Genomic DNA, 18,076 nt, shown 5'->3' with positions numbered 1-18,076 from the left:
CGGTATGGCGCAAGTTTCCTCCCGTTGTTGGCAACCCCAAGTGAAATACGCGTATCGGCGGCCTCAACGGCCATCGCGCGTTCAGGAACAAAGCTGCGCCCACCGCGATCAGCCATCGCGATGGGCGCCGTCCCCCTGCCGGCATCCGATAACGCTAGAACTCTTCCCAGCCGCCCGCGTTGGCGGCCAGCGTCTGTTCGATGCGAGGCGACAGCATCGGCGGCCGTCGTGCCGGTGCCACGGAGGCCGCCACTGCGGCAAGCGCTCGCGGAACCGATACGGCGGCCGCGGCCGCGCCGGTGCGGAATACCGATACCGCCTCGGTCAGCAGGTTGGCCTGCTCCTCCATCGAACGCGCTGCGGCGCTGGCCTCTTCCACCAGCGCGGCGTTCTGCTGGGTGGTTTCGTCCATCTGCACTACAGCCTGGTTGACCTGCTCGATGCCTGAGCTCTGCTCCTGCGATGCGGCGGAAATGTCGGCCATGATGTCGGTCACGCGCTGCACCGAGGCCACGATCTCGCCCATCGTGGTGCCGGCCTGGCGCACCAGCGCCGAGCCGTCGGACACCTTGCCGACCGAATCCTCGATCAGGCCCTTGATCTCCTTCGCGGCACCCGCCGAGCGCTGCGCCAGCGTGCGCACCTCACTGGCGACCACCGCAAAACCCCTGCCCTGCTCGCCGGCGCGCGCCGCTTCCACCGCCGCATTAAGTGCGAGGATGTTGGTCTGGAAGGCGATGCCGTCGATGACCGAGATGATCTCGGCAATTTTCTTCGACGACACCTCGATAGCCGACATGGTGGTCACCACCTGGCCGACCACGTCGCCGCCCTGCGAGGCTACGCCATGTGCACCGATCGCCAGCTGGTTGGCCTGGCGCGCATGCTCGGCGTTCTGCTTGACCGTGGAAGTCAGTTCCTCCATCGACGCCGCCGTCTCTTCCAAGTTCGCTGCCTGCTGTTCGGTACGCCGCGACAGATCGGTGTTGCCCGATGCGATCTCGCCCGCCGCCAGGGTGATGCTGGACGCGCTGGCCTGGATGCGGCCGACGATCTCCTTGAGCTGATCGACCGTGGCGTTGCAGTCGTCGCGCATGCGGGCGAACACCCCGTGGAAGTCGCCGTGCATGCGCACGGTCAGGTCACCGCGCGAGATCGCCTGCAGCAGGGTCGAAACCTGCACCAGATTCTCGTCGGTGGTCTGCATCAGGCGGTTGAGCCCGGCCACCATGTCGCGGAAATCGTAGGCGAAGCGATCCTCATCGCCGCGCAGGCTGAAGTCGCCGGCCGCTGCGGCCGTCGCCAATCGGCGGATCTCGTTGTTGATCGCCGACAGGCTGGACTTGGTCTCGTCCATGGCCTGGGTGATCGCCGCCTTTTCGCCCGGCAGCGGATCCATGTCCACCGACAGGTCACCGCGCGCGTAGTGCTTCATCACTTCGATCAGGCGGTTCTGGACCTGCACGTGCGAACCGACCAGCGTATTGGTGTCATGCACCATGCGCCCGTAGTCGCCGGGGAAGGCACTCTCATCCATGCGGTAGCTTAGGCTGCCGGCATCATGCTGGCGGGCCAGCTCGCCCTGCGCGGCCATCACCGACTGCAACTGCGCCTGCATGCGCTGCATCGACCGCAGCAACTGGGTCACTTCATCGTTGCCGGACGCATCGATGGTGCTGTCGAGCCGTCCGCTGGCGATACCGTCGGCCAGCTTCACCGCCCCTGCCAGTGGACGGGTCAGGCTGCGGGTGATCGCCCACGCCGCCAGCGAACCCAGCACCAGGCTGAGTACCCCAAACACGATCGACAGCGTGCCGGTCCAGGATTCGGTTGCACGGTATTCTTCGCGGCTGCGCGCGGTCAGCGCTTCCTGATGCCGCAGCAACGCGGAGATGGATTCGTTCCAGGCGGTTGCCAGGCCGTGTTCGGCCAGCAGCTCCTGGGTCGCGCCGTCGAAATCACCGGCCTTCATCCGCTCATCCAGCTGCTGGGTAGAGGCATCGGTGGCCTTGCGTGCCGCGGCGATCTTCGCCACCAGCGCATCGCCGGTGGCATCACGCGGAATCTTGATGTACTTGGCCCAGATGCCGTCGTAGGTCTGCGAGAGTTCCTCTGCGCGCTGGTAATCCTTGTCGAAATCCTCGCCGCGCTTGATCACCATCAGCCGCCGGTGCATCAACACCGCGTTGTTGGTATCAAGCATGTCATTCAACAGCCGCATCTTCACCATGTTGACGTCCACCACCTTCTCGAACTGGGCGGACTTCAGCTGGTTTCCATACAGCACCAGGCCGACAATGGCCACGATGAACAGGAGCAGCAGACCAAACCCGGCACCCAGCCGGGATCCGACACGGAGGTTGCGTAAGGCGAGCATCTCAATTCCCTTGATCATGGCCGTACGATCGGTGGCGGCGCGATCCAGATAATCTTTAAGAGCTTTTCGGCATATACCTGAAGGAATATAGGGAACTGTGCATACAGGATTGTAAAATGCCCCTGAAACCCGCATTCATGGTTTAGATGAATACCTCGAACATTCCAACCCCGGAACCGCCCATGCCGCTGACCCTGCAGTTGGAAGGTAGCGCCATCCACGGCATTGACAGTTTCTTCACCGAACTCAACCGGGTGTTCATGGCCAACGAGAGCTGGCAACTGGGGCCCAGCCTGGATGCCCTCGATGACCTTCTGTATGGCGGCTATGGCGCACTGGCCGGGCACGCAGCGGCCACCGTGATCTGGCGCGACATCGAGCACAGTCGCGCCGCGTTGGGCCGGCAGGCCACCGCGCGCTGGCTTCAGGCAAAGCTTGAGCGACCGGATCATTTCAACAGCACCGCCCTCACCCGGCAGCTGGCCGAGCTGCAACGCGGTGATGGCCAGACCTACTTCGAGATCGTGATGGAGATCTTCGCCAGCCATCGGCAGATCACCCTGGTTCCGGCGTGATTGCGCGCGCTGTTGTGCCGCTAGAAGATCATCCGGATCAGAACCACTATTGCAGCCAGTGCCAGCAACAGGTCGAGCCAGGCCAGTGATCCGACCAGGGCCATGACGGCATACAGCAGGCTGTAGCTGGCAAGGATGAAGGCGGGAACCGTGAGCTTGCCGCCAACGGCCGCTGCACCCAGGGACAGCAACAGTGATGCCCAGGCGATGCCGCGAAGCAGCCATTGAAGGCCGCCCGTTGCAGTGCCTTGCGTGGACGCGGATCGATTGCCTTTCACTGCAGACTCCATAGCAGTCACGCGTCAGGTTGCGGCCGATTTGCCACTGGCAAACCACTCGCCCAAGCCACGCACCCTATTGGGAGACGGGGCCTGAAGCAATCAGATGCATCCTATAGTCTCCGCCAGGATCAGAACATGCCCGGCAACGCGGGCGGATTGGCAGCTTTTCCGGCAGCTCAGCTTAAACTTGGATGGCAGCGCGACGCCGGGCAGCCGCCCGCGCCGCAATCCCGTATCCATGGTCGGTCCGCCGCAGCCGCAGCGCACCGTGACACCCCGCCACGCCCCGTCAGTGGCCCGGACCGACCGCTACAACCCGTAGGAAGCTCTCTTGCAAACCACTGATTCAAAAGTGAAATCGTCGTCGACCAAGGCCAGTGCCGAACACACGCCGCTGATGAAGCATCATTAGCGTCTGTTCATTTTCGAGCGCGAAAGCCTTGCTGGGCAAGGCCCGGACAGCCAGGCCAATACTCTGACCTGACCGCCGCAACACTATCGCAACAACTCTTCCCTCTTACTTACGCGCTGTGCGGCCACCCGTCATCCCCAGGCCCAGTCACCGGCATCCGCCTTGACCGCCCAATGCCACGCGCCTTCTGCCCCTGTCACGCGATCGGCAATCGGTTTGACTTCTTGCCCTTGTGTGTGCTATGGCTTGCAACGGGGCAGGGTTTCTTACTCTTTTTCCCTGCCTCATTAAGCCCCCGAGCTGCAGGCCTCCTCCCCCGGTTGTTCGGGGGCTTTTTTTTGTTTTCGCCCGCTTGCGCTTTCCCGAAAATCTACTACCCCTGAAAGCATCCATTGTTCTTTCTGGGAGGAAAGCATGCAGCCCCGCGTTACCATCGCCGCCGTTCTGGCCTGCCTGGCCTTGGCCGGTTGTTCGACTGTTCAACCCAAACCCAAGCCCAGCAGCCCCTGGGTTTTCCAAACCCCGAAGCCGCACGGCGCCATTTACCGGTTCTTCCACCCTAAAAGCGAAAGGACGTGGAAAGGGGTTTCCCCAGCGCTGCGGGAAAAGGTGGAAGCCGTCCAGGCCCAACTGGCCGCGGAAGGGTTTGATGTGCGGCCCGTGGAAGGGTATCGAAGCCCCGAGCGCCAGGCGGCCCTGCTTGCCTCCGGGTCTGGCGTGACCAGCGTTGGGGCATTCTCCAGCTGCCACAACTTCGGGCTGGCCCTGGATGCCGCCGTGTTCGTCAATGGGGAGCCCAGCTGGAACCTCGACGATGCCCATGTGATGGCCGGCTATCAACGCTTTGGGGAGCTGGCGGAGATCGTGGGGCTGAACTGGGGCGGCCGATGGACCAGCCCGAAAGACTATCCGCACGTCGAGCTGAAAGCCGAGTGCGGCCAAGCCAAGTGGGCCTACCGGCAGGGGCGCAAGCCGGGCGCGTTTCCTCCAGTGACCGGGACACCCTCTTCTGAAGTGCTGGCCCGTGCGCTGGCACCGGCTTGGTGCCCTGCGGGGATGGAAACGGCGTGCTTGGCCTGGGGCAATGAAAACCGGATGGCCTGGAACTGGGCGCTCCCGGCGCGGGTTTGTTTTGCAACTTTCCCTAACACCTTGAAAAAGATCACCTGATCGACTTGCGGAAATGCAATCGCCTGTTATGGATGAAGTATCAGTCCATACTCCGGAGGGTTTCCATGTCTTCGCTTCGCGTTTCGATTTTAACGGCTTTGATGGGGGCCTCGTTGTTTGCCTCCCCATCGTTTGCTCAAACCGCCACGGGAACCGGGGCCACGGCTTCGGAACCCAACTCGACGGCGACCGGGGAATACGCCCAAGCCTCAGCCCCGAATGCCACTGCAACGGGGGCCTATGCCAATGCCTCCGGGAACGGGGCCATCGCCACGGGCGTTCAAGCCAACGCCTCCGCAGACAACGCGGTGGCGTCGGGCACGAATGCCCAAGCGTCCGGTGCGAACTCCATTGCGACGGGCCAAGCCGCGAATGCCGCGGCAGCGAGGACTGTTGCCATCGGCACTTTGAGTTTTGCTGGTGGCGAAGATGCGGTAGCCGTTGGACAACAAGCCGTCGCGACCGGTGTTAAATCGTTGGCTCAAGGGGTGCAGGCGCAAGCCAGTGGGGATCTTTCCATGTCCTTTGGCTATTCCAGCCGTTCGCGGGGCAATGCATCGATTGCTCAAGGCCACTTGGCAGAGGCAAACGCTGACCATGCCGTCGCCATAGGCACCTCTGCCGTTGCCGATGCATTTCAGTCACTTGCGTTAGGCGTTGGGGCTGAAGCACGCGGGCAAGACTGCGTTGCCCTGGGCTCACATAGCCGCTGCTGGGCCAGTGACGAAGTCAGCGTGGGATCCACGTATGAGGACGGGGGCCAGAGCACCCGCCGAATCACGAACGTTCGAGCCGGCACCTCAGACACCGACGTCGCAAACCTCGGACAGGTCCGTCAGGCGGCCCAAGCGCTGGGCGGCGGTGCCACGTTCGTCAACGGCAACTTTATCGCGCCCATCTATCAGTTCCGCAGCGGTGCCACGCATCAAACCGTGGGAGCCGCATTGGACGATCTGGACGGACGCGTGACTTCGCTCGAGCAAAACCCAGGCAGCGGCTCTGGCACGCCAGGCCCGCGCGGCGCGGATGGGTTGAGCGCTTACGAGGTGGCCTTGGCCAACGGCTTCCAAGGGAATGAACAAGATTGGCTGGCAAGCCTGAAAGGGGAGCCAGGGGTCCAAGGGCCTGCCGGCACCGATGGGGTGGATGGAACCGCCGGGACCGGCGCGGGCTGGACTGTAAGGGCGGGCAAGAACGTCGAGGTGACCGACAACACGGACGGCACCCAAACCGTGGCGGTCAGCGACAACGTGCAGTTGTCCGAGCAGGGCTCTGTCCAGGTCGGCCAGACCACGGTCAACGCCCAAGGCGTGACGATTCAAGGCGGCCCTTCGGTGACGACTGCGGGCGTCAACGCGGGCAATCAGCGCGTGACCAGCGTGGCTCCGGGGCGCATCGAACGCGGGTCCACGGATGCTGTGAACGGTGGGCAGGTCTACGAAATGCAGCAGGTGTGGGATGACCGCTGGGTCGATACGGACCGCCGCCTTCGGCACCAGGATCGCCGCATCAACGGCTTGGGCGCGCAACTCGGCGCGATGAGCCAGATGGCCACCGCTGCGGCGCAGAACGGGGGCACGGCCGTTGGCCAGGTGAACCTGAACGTGGGCGTGGGATTCTCGGGGGGCAGTGCTGCAATGGCCGTGGGCTGGGGTGCTCGGGTGTCTGAAAAGGTCAGCGTCTCGGCGGGCCTGTCCTTCGGCTCTGGCAACAAGCCGGTGGCCGGCTTCGGGTTGAGCATCAACTTGGGGCGCTAAACGATTGCGTGGTGGGAAAGGAGGTGATCGTATCTCGGCAAGGGCCCTTCGGGGCCCTTGTTCGTGCCATGGCTTGACGAATCGGTTCTTTCTTTTATGGGTATGTAGATATACCCATCGATGGAGGACCCTTGAACTGGAAACGCAATCAGAAATACCTGCCCCGCCCACGCCATCTCTACGGGTTGTTCTTTGACAACGGGTGCTGCTACGTGGGGCAGACCGTCGATTTAAAGCAACGCGAGCAGCAGCACCGCAGTGCTCGTGGGGGCTGGGGAGGTCGTCGATTCTCGTTCGTGCCGCTGTCGAGCATGACGGGCACCCAGGTCGATGCGGAGGCTCACGAATACGCTTGGCGCTACAAGGCCTATCAGCATGGCTGGCGAATCTACAGCAAGCCACCAGGCATTCTTATCCGCGATCCCCGCAGGCGCACCACGGGTTACATGAAGACCTTGACGGCGGGGTATGCGTGGCCCGATGCGGTTCCGCGCCGCTCTTCAGGAATCCGTCGTCCCCGGCATGGGGATTCTTCAAATGGCTGTTCCTCTACCCCTTCCTTTTCGGCGTGGCGGTGATGGTGCTGCAGGCCGTGGTCATGGCCTTGTAAAGCAGAGCGCCCCGGCGGAAGCCGCGGGCCACCCTGCCCCACCCTCAACGCGCTTTTGCTCCATGCCGCTTTTGACGTTGCTTTGGTGTCAAAAAGAACGCGGCCAGTGGCCGCGCCTCAAAGCAAAAGCGGTGTGGAGAGAAAAGCACATGGGCGGCCATGCCGCCCAGCCTGCTGCTCACAACGAGAAGCCCTGCGTGTGTTTCGGGGACTGCGCCGGTAGCTTGGGAGAGGCCTGGCGCGCCCGCCGCAACGGCTCCAGCACCTCCAGCAGCCAACGCGCCTTGCGTTCGCCCTCGCTCATCTGCGGTTGTGAGCGTTCCGCGTGCTCCTTCAGCAGCGCGTCGAGCTTGCCCTGTATGCCCGTTCGCTGGGCAGCTGGGCGTTGGGTGGTGGGACGTGCAGCTGCCTCAGAGAGCTGGACAACCGGCCGTTGCGGATCGTCTTTCAGTCCCGCGTCGAGCACGGTCTCTTTGAGTCGTTCCAGCCCCAGACGTTCATTCAACCGCTCCACGTCATCGGAGGTCGCATACATGCGGTAGGAACCTTTCGTGAGACGGGTAAAGGCCACCAAGGCGCTGTGGGCGTCGAGCATGCCCAGGTTCGCCAGGTGGTAGACCTCCCGCCTCCCTTGGCCCTGGCTCTTGTGAACCGTCCCGGCATAGGAATGCGTCATTGCTTTCATCTCATGGCTGTTGAACGTCAAGCGCCGCCCATCTCCCTTCGTCTCCGAGCGAATGGAAGCCGTGATGTCGTAGCCGCCCTTCCTTGAAGGCTTGATGTTCTCCACCACGGCCTGGGTGCCATTGATGACCCCCAGATCCTTGTTCTTCGCGGTGAAGACGATCTGATCGCCTTTAGACAAGGCCAAGTCGAACTTGCGCCCTTTGTCCCGGGCCTCGATCACCACCTCGTCCTGGCCCAGCCCTCCACGCACCTTCAACCCACACCGGATGCCGGCGTTGAGGGCGGCCACGTCGGCTCGGGTGTGGGCGATGACCAGCTTCTCGCTCATCGGTGCCGGGTCTTCGAAGTATTCGTGCAGCAAGCGCTCGCGGGCTTCCTTCTCAGTTGCCGTTTCGCGGATGGCGCCGAGCAACCGGGCCTTGATTTCGTTGCCCTTGTCGAGGGTCTGCGACCGTGAACGGCTGGCCTTCTTTAAGTCGATGACTAGGTCGTTTTCGTCGGTGGCGTAGAACGACAACGCGGTTTCTCGGTCTTCCTGTTTGCCCTGGCGTCGGATCTCCGTGAGTTTGGCATCACCCACCGCGCTCTTGGTCAACTGAAAGCCGGACCCAGCTCCGATGGGCTGAAGCTGTTCCACGTCGCCCTGCATGATGACCTTCGCCCCCGCCTTGGCGGCGTAGCTGAAAAGCTTGTGGGTGTTGCGCGCATCGACCATGCCTGCCTCGTCCACCACAATGACGTCTGTCTTGCGGAACTGCATCTTTCCTTCGTCCAGGTCATGGAGCATCTGCGCCATGCTCACGCTGAACATGCCGCTTTCCGCCTCCAGCTTCTCGGCCGCAGCGTTGGAAACGCACACGCCCAGCAGCTCGAACCCCTGGGTCTCGAACGCTGCCTTGAAGCATTCGGAAATGGTGGTCTTGCCGGTGCCGGCCAGGCCGGAAAGGTTGACCACGCCCCCGCTGCCGTGGGTGATGTGGTCCAGCGCGTGGCGCTGCTCCTTGGAGAGCTGAAAGCCCTTGGCCTTCTCGTAGTCTTCCACCACCCGGTCCACGTCGGCCTGGGGCACGTGGTGATGGGTTTCCTTGGCTCGGTCAATCGCGAAACCCACCACTTCTTGTTCGATCTGCAGCATCCACGGGGCGCAGTAGCGTTCCTGGGTGTGCCGCCGCGCCAACGAGTCGCCCTTGTCGTCGTCGTGCAGCCGCACGGGGTTGACCAGCACCAGGCCGTGCTCCTTCTTGAACGCTTCAACCAAGCCGTAGAGCTCTGGCACGGTGACACTGCCGGCGTATTCCTGGCCCAGGACCTCCAAGAGGTTGTGGTCGCAGAAAATGGCGTCCGTCTCGTGGAGCCGCTCCAGCAGTTCTGCCGGAGATTTTTGCTCCATTTCGTGCGCGTTGCCCTTGGCCTGCTTCAGGCTTTCCGTGGATACGTCGAAGCCTTTCAGCGTTTCGTGCCAGTGCGCGATGAGCTCCTGGTAAGGCGGCTCGTCCTTGTCTTTGCGCGTGGCCAACGTGGCCTGCTGATTAGACACGTTGTGCTTGGCCGCGTAAGCGAGGATTTCCTTGCGGCGGTTGCCGTAGCGATCGGTAACCTCCTCGTCCAGACCCGCGATCCGAGCGTAGACGCGCCCGGTTTCCTGGCCGTCGTCGTCCAGTTCACGGATGCGGTCCAATCCATACCCAAGCGCCTTCATACCTTGGTAGAGCTCGGTCTTGTAGACCTCGTCCATGGCTTTGCGGTAGCGGAATATCTCTTCAGCAGAGAGGCTGGCCTCGCCACCGTCAGTGCCCAGGCTGAGGTTGTAAAGCAAGTTGTGGGTGTGGAGGTTCGGGCCCATCTCCCCGGTCGCTTCGTCGGCTCGTGAGGCGTAGTGGTGATGGCTGCTCCAGATCAACCCATCCACCCCAATGACGTCTTTCCCGGCCTTGTTGCGCCGGGTTTCGGACATGGCTTCGAAGGCTTCCATCGCCCGCTGGACCGCGTTGCGGTGCGCGGCGTGAATGGCCTCTTGCTCTGCCGGATCGGACGCCAGTGCAAACGCCACGGAGATATCCAGCGGTGCGCTGATTGTCAGGTCAAAGCCGATGCGATGCCCACCGGCCAGATACGTGACCACCTTGCCGTCTTTGTCGCGCAACGGGGCCTTGCCGGTCTTATCAAAGCGGACTTTGACCTGTCCGCGATCCCCGGCTCCGTGGCATAGCGCTCGCCCGGTCTTGGGGTCAAATCCATCCGTCAGCGGAATCATCAGCTCTTCCGTGGCGCGGACGCCTGCCAGACCCAGGTGCTGGGCCAAGCCGCCGTAGAACTTCGATTGCGCCTCTTTGCTCGGCGCGGAGCGGCTGTAGTAGCCAACGGCCATGCTTGCCTGCTCGGCTTCTTCAGAGAGCTTTTCCTGGGCCAAGAGGTAGTAAATCGACGCGGAACCACCCTTGGTCCCCCCGGCGTTTCGCTTCAGCAGTGTGGCGTTGATCATGAGTCCTCCAGGTCCTGGTTATCCCTCCAGATCTACCAAAACCCAGCGACTCCACAACCCCACTACTTGCGGAAGATGGCTTCCAGTTCGTCGTCTGAAACGGCGCGGAGCTTCGGCGGCGTGGCACCACGTTTTCGCAGCTCCGCGGCGGCCTGGTCGGCGGTCATCTTCAGCACGCGCTGGACCTCGGCTGCGCTCTGCGCGTCGCTCTCAGGCATGGGTTTCTGCTCCACCGGGCGAGCGCCCTCCTCTGTCCAGCTCGCCCGTTCCTGCCCATCTCGAACCTTGGAATAGCTCACGCCTGGCCAGTTGAGCAGAAGCGGATCCCCGGTGGTCTGGACGATGGCTCGGATGCCCCAGCCCTCGGAGCCATAGGCGCTGCCATTGCGTGGGCCCAAGTCGTCAGTGAGCCGCCCCGGCGGAACAACGGCTTTCGACTCCTCGTGGACGGTTGCTTTTTCGTCGTGGGTCCGCCAAGCCACGGTGCGCTTGCCCAGGTTCCGGGAGACTTTTTCCCGGGTCTCGCCGATTTGGAGATGGCAAATAATGTGTGTGCCGACCAACCCTGAAAAGGCTTGCGCGGTCTTGTCCCCATAGACCCTCTCGACCTGTGACCAATCCTGCACGGCCATGCAGGCCACCACGCCTTTTGAGCGTCCCAAGGCCAGCAACGGCTCGATGTTGAGCTTGCCGGCGGAGGTGAGCTCATCGAAGAAGAACCCCAGGAATCGCCCGGTTTCGTCATCTGGCAGCGAGGGGCCGATGATCTCCGGCACCGCGCAGTTGATCATGGCGGAGATGTAGGCCTTGGTTAGCACCTCATCAGGACCTGATTGAACAATGACCTGCTTGCATCCCGTGTAGTCGTCCTTGATCCAGTCCAGCATGGAGAACATCTGCCCAGGCGTGCGCTCGGGCCATGCCAAGGCCAGGCGCTCGATAACCGCGGTGCCGTTGGCGAGCACGGCGATACAGCTGCTGGTGGTGTTCGAATCAGGATTGGAAATGAGAGCGGCGGCTCGGGGGTAGTAGAGCGACAGTGCTTTAGCCATCGGTTCAGCGGGGCGGGCAACCAACGCGGCCAACTCTGCCCACCCCCAGTTCTTGCCCTTCGTGGCCTGGAGTTCGCGCACGCACCCTTCCAGCAAGGCTTGCGCCGCAGACGCCCAGAATGCGCCGCTGCCCTCCTCCGGGGGGATGATGGATTGGGAAAACGCGGCAGCCTGGGTTTGCGTCGCTACGTCCTGGCCAACATCCCAAATCCAACTGCGCTTATCGAACGGACAGACAATCGCTGGCCGTTCAAAGATCGAAGTGAAGTCGCCCTTGATGTCGTAGATGAATGCCTTTTTGTCGAGCCGAACAACCTGTTCCAGCAGGTGCTTCAAGATGACTGACTTGCCCATTCCCACGCTGCCGTAGATGAACATGTGACGGGCCAGCAGCTTCTTGCTGACAGTCCAGTCGGGGTGCAATGACAAGGCATGCAGCTCGCCCCGCTGCTCCTTCTTCGTCAGCGAGCGTCGGCGGGCCTCGGCCAGGGCTCGTTCCCCCTGCAGCAGTTCAGCGCCGGACACATGCCAGGTATTTGAGCGCGGGATTAACCCCCGACGCGTCACCCAAGCCGACGCCCACCCGGCCAAGCCCGCCGCGACGCCGACCCGTGCCAACGTGCCAAACGTGGCTTGCTCCTTGGCCACCTCCCAGAACGCCGCGGCAGGCTCTCGGAAGGAGATGGTGCCGGTGGCAACGTTCCCCAGCGCTGCCAGGCTGCCGGTGAGGGCCTGGCCGTAGTTCATGAGGGTGTGGCTGCTGGGCACCTGCCAGCCCAACCAAAGCGCGGCTGGGTAGGTCAGTGCGGCGATGACCGAACCGGAAAGCAACGCCTGGGGCCAATAACGGACTTCGCGGCTCGGCTCGATGCTCGACGGGACCGTCCAGCTCCAGCAGTCATAGACCGTGGACTTGCTCAAGTGCCTTCTCCCGGTGAGCGTCGCCCGGCTTGCGCCCCTCACGATCCAACTGCCCAGGATCCGCGCCTGCAGCCATGAGCTCCAGGCAGCACTGCGCGCGTTTGTGCTGGGCCGCCACATGTAGGGGAGTTTCCCCGCGGGGGTTGCCCAATGCTGGATCCGCGCCGGCCTCAATCAACCGACGAACGATGCCGGGGTGGCCGTGGCGCGCGGCGAGGTGTAGCGGCGTCTCGCCGTTGGCGTCGGGCACATTGGGCTCGGCCTGCATGCGCAAACAGGCCTCCACCCCCTCCAGGTTCCCGGTCGTTGCGTTCTCGCAAAGCCACGTCTGCCAAGGGGCTCCGTATAGCCCCAAGTGCGGGGCGTGCGCATGGGCTGCTGCCAGCACCCGGCTACCATGCATCGTGGTTAGCGCTTCTCGATAGGTCGCCTTGACGTGGTCCGCCGCCAACCGGGCTTGGGCATCGGGGACCTCGTAGCGCTGCAGGAGCCTGGCGATGTCCAGGTGAGGAAGCGCTGGGACTGCCTGCGGCAACTCGGGCTGGGCTCGGAGGGCCTGGAGCTGCTTCGCTGCGGAACGGTTCGACTGGACCTGGTCGATGGATTCCCTCAGCTCTCTCAACAGCCCCTCCCGCTGCTCGGCCGGGAGCAAGGCGTAAGCGGAGGCCAGGGGTTTGTGGCCCAGCACGCCGGCATGGATGGCTGCGTCGAGCGGGTGAGCGGACAGGTCCGGATCGACCTGAAGCAATGCGGCGTGGCCGCCCTGCCCCAACTCAACGGAAATGCGGTTCGAGAAACGGCTGGGGGTCAGCACCCAGTCAAAACCAGCGTCGGTTTGGGTGTCCAACCCGGAAACCTGGGCCTCTCGGCAGAACCGCGTGGCCAGATCCAACGCCTCCCGCGCGTCGGCGGCAGCGGCGGCCGCGTGATGCTTCCCGTAGAACTGGGCCAGCGTCAGAGGGTGGAGAATGGGATAAAGCAACGGCTCGTGGGGACGATTCAAGAAATCGCCCCCACCTGGGTTGCCTACTGGATTGTCGTGTTGGGGTTCCATCCCCTTTGCATACCGTCTTTTTCGGTTTTGGCAATCAGCAAGCGATCTTGATGATGAAAGCCGCGCCAACCAAAACCGCGGTTTGCAGGAAAAGCGAGACGGTGTGCAGATCCATCTGCTCCAAATCCTCCCTGAACCAGGCCATCAAGCCAGCAACCCTGCCACGTTGGCGGCCACGTAGCTCACCACCGAAAACGCACCCAACGTCAACAGCAGGTTTCCCACGTTGTCCACGGCGAACTCGTAAGCATCGGCAAAAATATACATAGGGACCTCCCCCGGTTGTGTTTGACTGATTACAGTCAACCACATCTCATAAAACTGGCAACCCTAAAAATCTCGATTGATCGACACTTTTGATGTTTAGTCAAATCTTTTTTCTCTCTTCCCCAGATGATCAACCCCCACCCCGTTTCTTGCTTTGAGCCGCTTTTGCCGTTTGCTTTTATGGGTAGATCGATCCACTCACAAACAAGGGAACGCGCCCAAAAAAAAGGGCCCCGAAGGGCCCTGGATGCGGCGCGGGGAATGGACCGTCATTGACGGTAGATGTTCTTCTGGACTTGGGCCTCGTGCTTGTCCCAGTCGAAGTTCGCCTCATAGCGCTTCATGAAGTCTGCTTCCTTCTTCGCGCTGGCGGCGTAGTGCGCGTAGCCCAACTTACCAGGCCCCATGGTTTGCTGCCGCTGGGCCGCAGTTAGCATGGGGATGTTTTCCCCCAAGGATTGCCCTCCGTCCTTCTGCTGGCGCTTCTGTCGCCATTCGTCCACGGTGCTGAACACCACTTGGGCGTGCTTGTCTTTGGGCGCGTCTTCAGCGCGCTGCTGCACCTGTGCGTGCAACCGCTCACGCGCGTCGGTGATCTCGTCGGGCTTGGCTTGCTTGGCCCAGTCCAACACGGCTTGTTGCTTCTCCTGGATATCGGCCTGGTCCTTCGCCAGCGACTGGTCGAAGGCTGCTTTCTTCTGCGGTTGGTGGTCGTTTGGACGCTCTCCGGCCAGCTTGGCTCGCCGTTTATCGCGAGCGCCCAGCAGGTCGTTCAAGGCATCGAGGTGGGCATTGCTCATAAAGTCCTCCTTCAAGGAAATGGGTGGTTAGGTCAGCATTGATCGATTTTGGGAAAGGGCAAGGGTTGCCTTGCCCTTTTTGGGCTCAGTCGTTGGGCATCATCTCGGCCAAGTCCGTGCGGCTCACGCCTGCCCGGCAGAGCGAGACAATCGCATTGCCGCGTGCAGCGGTCAGGGCCGGGTATTCCTCTTCCAGGAAGAGCGGCAGGACCTCCCGCTTGCCCCCTGTGGGCATGTCGATGTCCCGTGCCAGCTCCTCTTGGCCCACCGTGTCCTCAGCCCCGACGCGCCATTTGCGCCCCGTCGCCGGATCCACGCAAAGCGCGCTCAAGCGGCCTGCGCCCTGCATCAGCATTTGCTCGTAGGCCGCTGCGTAGGGGTGGTTCGGGTCGTTGAGAACGCTGTGGCGGAAGTTGGTCAAGCCACCCGAGAAATCGATGCCACGCGTCGGCTCCTTGAAGGTGGTCAACTGAGCCTTGCCCAGCCGCTTCATCAAGTAGTTGCGTGTGACAAACGAGTGGTTGAGCGCGATGACCGATTGCATGGTGTTGGCCAGCAAATCGGCTTCGTTCTCCGACCCGTAGGTGTTGATAAGGCTGTCGTGGCCCTGCACCGCGATCACCGGCATCAACCCCAGGCTTCGGGAGGTGCTGAAGAGCAGCACGTCGTCCGAAGTCAGCAGCAAATGCGCCTCGTCCATCATCAGCAGCACGTCGGTTTGGCCCGGCAGCATTTCGCGCCACTTGTCGCCGTGCGCCCCGCGTGCCCGAATGCCGTTCATGACACGCTGCTTGAGCAACCGCTGCATCATGTCGCCCGCTTCGCCGAACTGGGTGGGGGGCAGGAACAAGCCCACGAACTTCCCGTAAAGCGCCTGAGAGACGTCCACTTCCCCACGTTCGACGGAATGCCACGGGATGTCATCTGCCGTCCGGAGCTTTTCACCCCGAAGCAGTTTTTCGATGAGCCCCCGCGAGTTCAACGTGAAGGACTGGCGCTGCTCTTTATGCATCGCAGGAACGCCCAGCAATGCCCATTCCAGCGAGCTTTGCAGCTGGGACATGGGACGCAGCAAGTCGGGATGGACGGTCTCGGACCGGGTGGCCAAGCGGTTGTGGTAGTCCCGGGAGTAGGCGGCATAGGCCTCCCGCTCTTCGTCAGTGCTAGACGTATCCGGGCGCTCCAACCCCAACCAGTTCACCAACTCCAGCACGCGAGCGCTGGCAATCTCCCCGCCACGCGGCGTCGGCACCACCTGCTCAACCATCGCCAACAGCTTGGCATGGTGGAATGGGGTGTAGAACCAGTTCCGGGAAGCCTCCGCCACAATCGCGTAAGTGCCCATTTGCTCTTCCACGCGAGCCAGCGCCGCTTCCAGGTCTTCCAACCCCAAGCCACGCTTCTCCAACTCCTCCCGCTCCAGCAGCATCATCAACCGGGCGTGCTCCAACCCTTCCAGCTTGGCGATGCAGAAGTCTCGGTAGGCCTGCTCGTGCTCGCATGCGGCCTTCAGGATGATGCCGGTGTGGAAGAGGAACGCGTCGCCGCCGTCGCTCCAGAGCTTGGACTTCTCATCGACCTTGCCACCGGTCGCGCCGCGAAGGGCCTTGGTGATTTGGTCGGGCTCCAGGCCCTCGTAGGGGGCCACCGACATGCCTGCGCGCACGACGATATCAAACGCGTCCTTGCCCAGATCGGAGATGATCGCGCCGTCCTTCGCGTCGAGGATGAGTGCTCCACCCCCGCTGCGCTTAGCCTCGAGAACGGCTTCGCCCGCGGCGCTCTCCTTCAGTTCCTTCCGCACTCCTAAGGCCAATGCGGACTTGCGATAGCGACGGGCCAACGGCCGCAGCACACTGAAGGACTTGCCCGAACCGATGCGCCCGTAGACGATCAGGCCTTGGGTCAGGTCGCGCCAGGACAGCATCATCACCGTGCCCTTGTCCGGCGCAAAGCCATGGCCGCGGTCGTTCAGGTGACCAGACGCTCGACCCACCTTCAAAAGCGGGGTCTTGTCGCGCAACGCTTCGGCAGCCTGCTGCTCGCGGGCCTTCACGTGGGACTTGGACAGGGCACCCTGGGTTGCCAGGTTGTTGTCCAAGTTTTGCAGGTAGAGGCGAGCGGCCGTTTGGACGAAGTTGCCTTCCGTGAACTGCAAGGCATACATGGCCGCGATCACAAACGCCACGGCCACGCCCATTCCATCGGGGAGAAGGGAGCCAATCCCCACCAGGGCCAAGATCACAAGCATCCACTTCATCATCTGAATGAAGCGCTCAGCGGTTCCCCCCAGCACGCCCCGGTGGGGATGCGAGGCCGCACTCAGGAAGGCCGCGAACAACAGCAGGCCAGGAATAGTCAAGATCAAAAGAACGATGCCAGCCATTTTGGCAAAGCCCGCAGCGGCCGCCATCACCTCCGTTAACTTGCTCATGGGGTCAGCCGCTGCTTGCTGGGCCTGCTCGACGCTGGCCGCGTCCACGTGGAGCGCGGACGACAACGCCGCCGAAGCGGTTGCAATCAGCACGGGCAGCACCATCAGGGCCAGGCCCTTGAAGGCTTCCTTCATCCCTTCCGCTTGCTTCAACGCAACAAAGTAAGGAATGGCAGCCAGCAGCACCACGTAACTAAAAGCGCCAATGAGCGAACCCAAGAAGTATTGAACCGCACCAATCAGCGGGAAGGCCAGATACATCAGCGAGGTTGCAGTGCTGTCGCCGCCCAGCGCCATGTCGTCCCCCAGCACGAAGCCTTCGGCACGACGTCCTTCCTTGGTGATGATCATGCGGGCCTGGGTGTTGCGCAGATCCTCCGGAACCTTCGGCCACCACGGATGGAACTGGTCCAGATCCAGTTCTTCGGGCACAACCAGTGCCATCTCTTTCTCGTCGAAAACCGCGCCCGCTTGGACCGCCATATCTACATCCTCTGGGGGAACGTCCAGCACGCGGCTCTTCACGCGGTCGCTCACGTCAAAGCGCCCGACCAAGTTTTCGTAGCGGTCATTGCCGTCCAGAATGATTTGCTCCAGCGTGCTCGACGCTTGATCGTCCTTCTTGAACAGCTTGCGGCCAATACCGACCGTCCAATCCATCAGCGATAGCAACATGCTCAGTGCCTCCCGTTGTTGTTGTTGTTGGTTTGAGATAGCGCCTGACACGCCACGATTTCCTGAGGCATGATGGTGCCGCTCGTCCATTTCTTTTTGCACTCGTTCAACGACAACGAGGGCGCAAGTTGGATCGCCGCCGGCGAAGGGCGTGTCCCTTTCGCTTTGTTGACGACCAATGCCCCAAAGCAAAGGGCCACGCACGCGGCGGAGGTGACAAGGAAGCCGGCTTTGGACACATGTTTTTCGCTGGCGTGCCGAACCTGGCTGGCGCGCAGGGCGTCCATCCTCCAGGCATCAAAGTCCTCGTCGTTTGCCACCGGCATCTTCCGGTCCGCCCGCAGGTAGTAATACGAGGTCAGGACGTTTTCCCTGCAATCGGAGAGCCCAAAGCTTTCTGGGTTACCAATGAAGAAGCGCCCATGCAGGTTGAGCCACTTCGATCCGAAGTGGAGCTTTCCGGGCTTTCGATACTGCGTAAACAACCACCCAAACATTTTTCCTCCCATCTTTCATGGATAC

The 18,076-nt window shown here is 62.3% G+C and carries 13 protein-coding genes; 4 read left to right on the top strand and 9 right to left on the bottom strand.

From position 1 onward, the window contains the following. Positions 1–154: 154 nt before the first annotated feature. Positions 155–2,377, bottom strand: a complete 2,223-nt coding sequence (locus ACMZPQ_RS04465) for a methyl-accepting chemotaxis protein (RefSeq protein ID WP_414486150.1) — start codon at positions 2,375–2,377, stop codon at positions 155–157. A 182-nt stretch (positions 2,378–2,559) separates the two neighbouring features. Here ACMZPQ_RS04465 and ACMZPQ_RS04460 point away from each other — a divergent pair, with 182 nt between their 5' ends. After that, positions 2,560–2,952 (top strand): barstar family protein, encoded by a 393-nt coding sequence (locus ACMZPQ_RS04460; protein WP_414486146.1) that lies wholly within the window; start codon positions 2,560–2,562, stop codon positions 2,950–2,952. 20 nt (positions 2,953–2,972) lie between these two features. Here the strand turns inward: ACMZPQ_RS04460 and ACMZPQ_RS04455 are convergent, their stop codons facing one another. After that, positions 2,973–3,230 (bottom strand): hypothetical protein, encoded by a 258-nt coding sequence (locus ACMZPQ_RS04455; protein WP_414486147.1) that lies wholly within the window; start codon positions 3,228–3,230, stop codon positions 2,973–2,975. 829 nt (positions 3,231–4,059) lie between these two features. On the opposite strand from ACMZPQ_RS04455, the gene ACMZPQ_RS04450 reads away from it, so the two are divergent. The 3 genes from ACMZPQ_RS04450 (at position 4,060) to ACMZPQ_RS04440 (ending at position 7,150) form a co-directional block, all read left to right on the top strand. Continuing rightward, a complete protein-coding gene (locus ACMZPQ_RS04450; RefSeq protein WP_197570732.1) occupies positions 4,060–4,815 on the top strand; it encodes a M15 family metallopeptidase in 756 nt (251 codons plus the stop codon). Between the two features lie 65 nt (positions 4,816–4,880). Next, positions 4,881–6,572, top strand: coding sequence for a YadA-like family protein (locus ACMZPQ_RS04445; protein WP_197570731.1), 1,692 nt, complete (start codon positions 4,881–4,883; stop codon positions 6,570–6,572). 131 nt (positions 6,573–6,703) lie between these two features. Beyond that, positions 6,704–7,150 (top strand): GIY-YIG nuclease family protein, encoded by a 447-nt coding sequence (locus ACMZPQ_RS04440; RefSeq protein ID WP_197570730.1) that lies wholly within the window; start codon positions 6,704–6,706, stop codon positions 7,148–7,150. Positions 7,151–7,360: 210 nt separating this feature from the next. Here the strand turns inward: ACMZPQ_RS04440 and mobF are convergent, their stop codons facing one another. The 7 genes from mobF to ACMZPQ_RS04405 form a co-directional block, all read right to left on the bottom strand. Beyond that, the gene (gene mobF, locus ACMZPQ_RS04435) at positions 7,361–10,351 is read right to left on the bottom strand and encodes a MobF family relaxase (RefSeq protein WP_197570729.1); all 2,991 of its coding nucleotides are present in this window, start codon (positions 10,349–10,351) and stop codon (positions 7,361–7,363) included. A 62-nt stretch (positions 10,352–10,413) separates the two neighbouring features. Next, positions 10,414–12,324, bottom strand: coding sequence for a type IV secretion system DNA-binding domain-containing protein (locus ACMZPQ_RS04430; RefSeq protein WP_197570728.1), 1,911 nt, complete (start codon positions 12,322–12,324; stop codon positions 10,414–10,416). Continuing rightward, positions 12,302–13,327, bottom strand: a complete 1,026-nt coding sequence (locus tag ACMZPQ_RS04425; protein WP_197570727.1) for an ankyrin repeat domain-containing protein — start codon at positions 13,325–13,327, stop codon at positions 12,302–12,304. The genes ACMZPQ_RS04430 and ACMZPQ_RS04425 overlap by 23 nt, the downstream gene beginning before the upstream one ends. A 195-nt stretch (positions 13,328–13,522) precedes the next feature. Then, positions 13,523–13,645: a hypothetical protein gene (locus ACMZPQ_RS04420; RefSeq protein ID WP_255211731.1), complete on the bottom strand. Its 123-nt coding sequence runs from the start codon at positions 13,643–13,645 to the stop codon at positions 13,523–13,525. 269 nt (positions 13,646–13,914) lie between these two features. Then, on the bottom strand, positions 13,915–14,445 hold the full coding sequence (locus ACMZPQ_RS04415; protein WP_049441887.1) for a hypothetical protein: 531 nt from the start codon (positions 14,443–14,445) through the stop codon (positions 13,915–13,917). 85 nt (positions 14,446–14,530) lie between these two features. Then, positions 14,531–17,554, bottom strand: coding sequence for a TraM recognition domain-containing protein (locus tag ACMZPQ_RS04410; RefSeq protein WP_197570726.1), 3,024 nt, complete (start codon positions 17,552–17,554; stop codon positions 14,531–14,533). 2 nt (positions 17,555–17,556) lie between these two features. Next, the gene (locus tag ACMZPQ_RS04405; RefSeq protein WP_414486260.1) at positions 17,557–18,051 is read right to left on the bottom strand and encodes a hypothetical protein; all 495 of its coding nucleotides are present in this window, start codon (positions 18,049–18,051) and stop codon (positions 17,557–17,559) included. Between the last annotated feature and the right edge of the window lie 25 nt (positions 18,052–18,076).

The sequence above is a fragment of the Stenotrophomonas maltophilia genome, assembly GCF_047497515.2.
GTDB lineage: Bacteria > Pseudomonadota > Gammaproteobacteria > Xanthomonadales > Xanthomonadaceae > Stenotrophomonas.
This window is presented reverse-complemented; position numbering and strand designations above follow the sequence as displayed.

Coding starts and splice junctions, on each gene's coding strand:
- mobF (WP_197570729.1), bottom strand. CDS start 10,351: ATGATCAACGCCACACTGCTGAAGCGAAACGCCGGGGGGACCAAGGGT.
- ACMZPQ_RS04415 (WP_049441887.1), bottom strand. CDS start 14,445: ATGAGCAATGCCCACCTCGATGCCTTGAACGACCTGCTGGGCGCTCGC.
- ACMZPQ_RS04460 (WP_414486146.1), top strand. CDS start 2,560: ATGCCGCTGACCCTGCAGTTGGAAGGTAGCGCCATCCACGGCATTGAC.
- ACMZPQ_RS04410 (WP_197570726.1), bottom strand. CDS start 17,554: ATGTTGCTATCGCTGATGGATTGGACGGTCGGTATTGGCCGCAAGCTG.
- ACMZPQ_RS04420 (WP_255211731.1), bottom strand. CDS start 13,645: ATGTATATTTTTGCCGATGCTTACGAGTTCGCCGTGGACAACGTGGGA.
- ACMZPQ_RS04465 (WP_414486150.1), bottom strand. CDS start 2,377: ATGCTCGCCTTACGCAACCTCCGTGTCGGATCCCGGCTGGGTGCCGGG.
- ACMZPQ_RS04405 (WP_414486260.1), bottom strand. CDS start 18,051: ATGTTTGGGTGGTTGTTTACGCAGTATCGAAAGCCCGGAAAGCTCCAC.
- ACMZPQ_RS04445 (WP_197570731.1), top strand. CDS start 4,881: ATGTCTTCGCTTCGCGTTTCGATTTTAACGGCTTTGATGGGGGCCTCG.
- ACMZPQ_RS04450 (WP_197570732.1), top strand. CDS start 4,060: ATGCAGCCCCGCGTTACCATCGCCGCCGTTCTGGCCTGCCTGGCCTTG.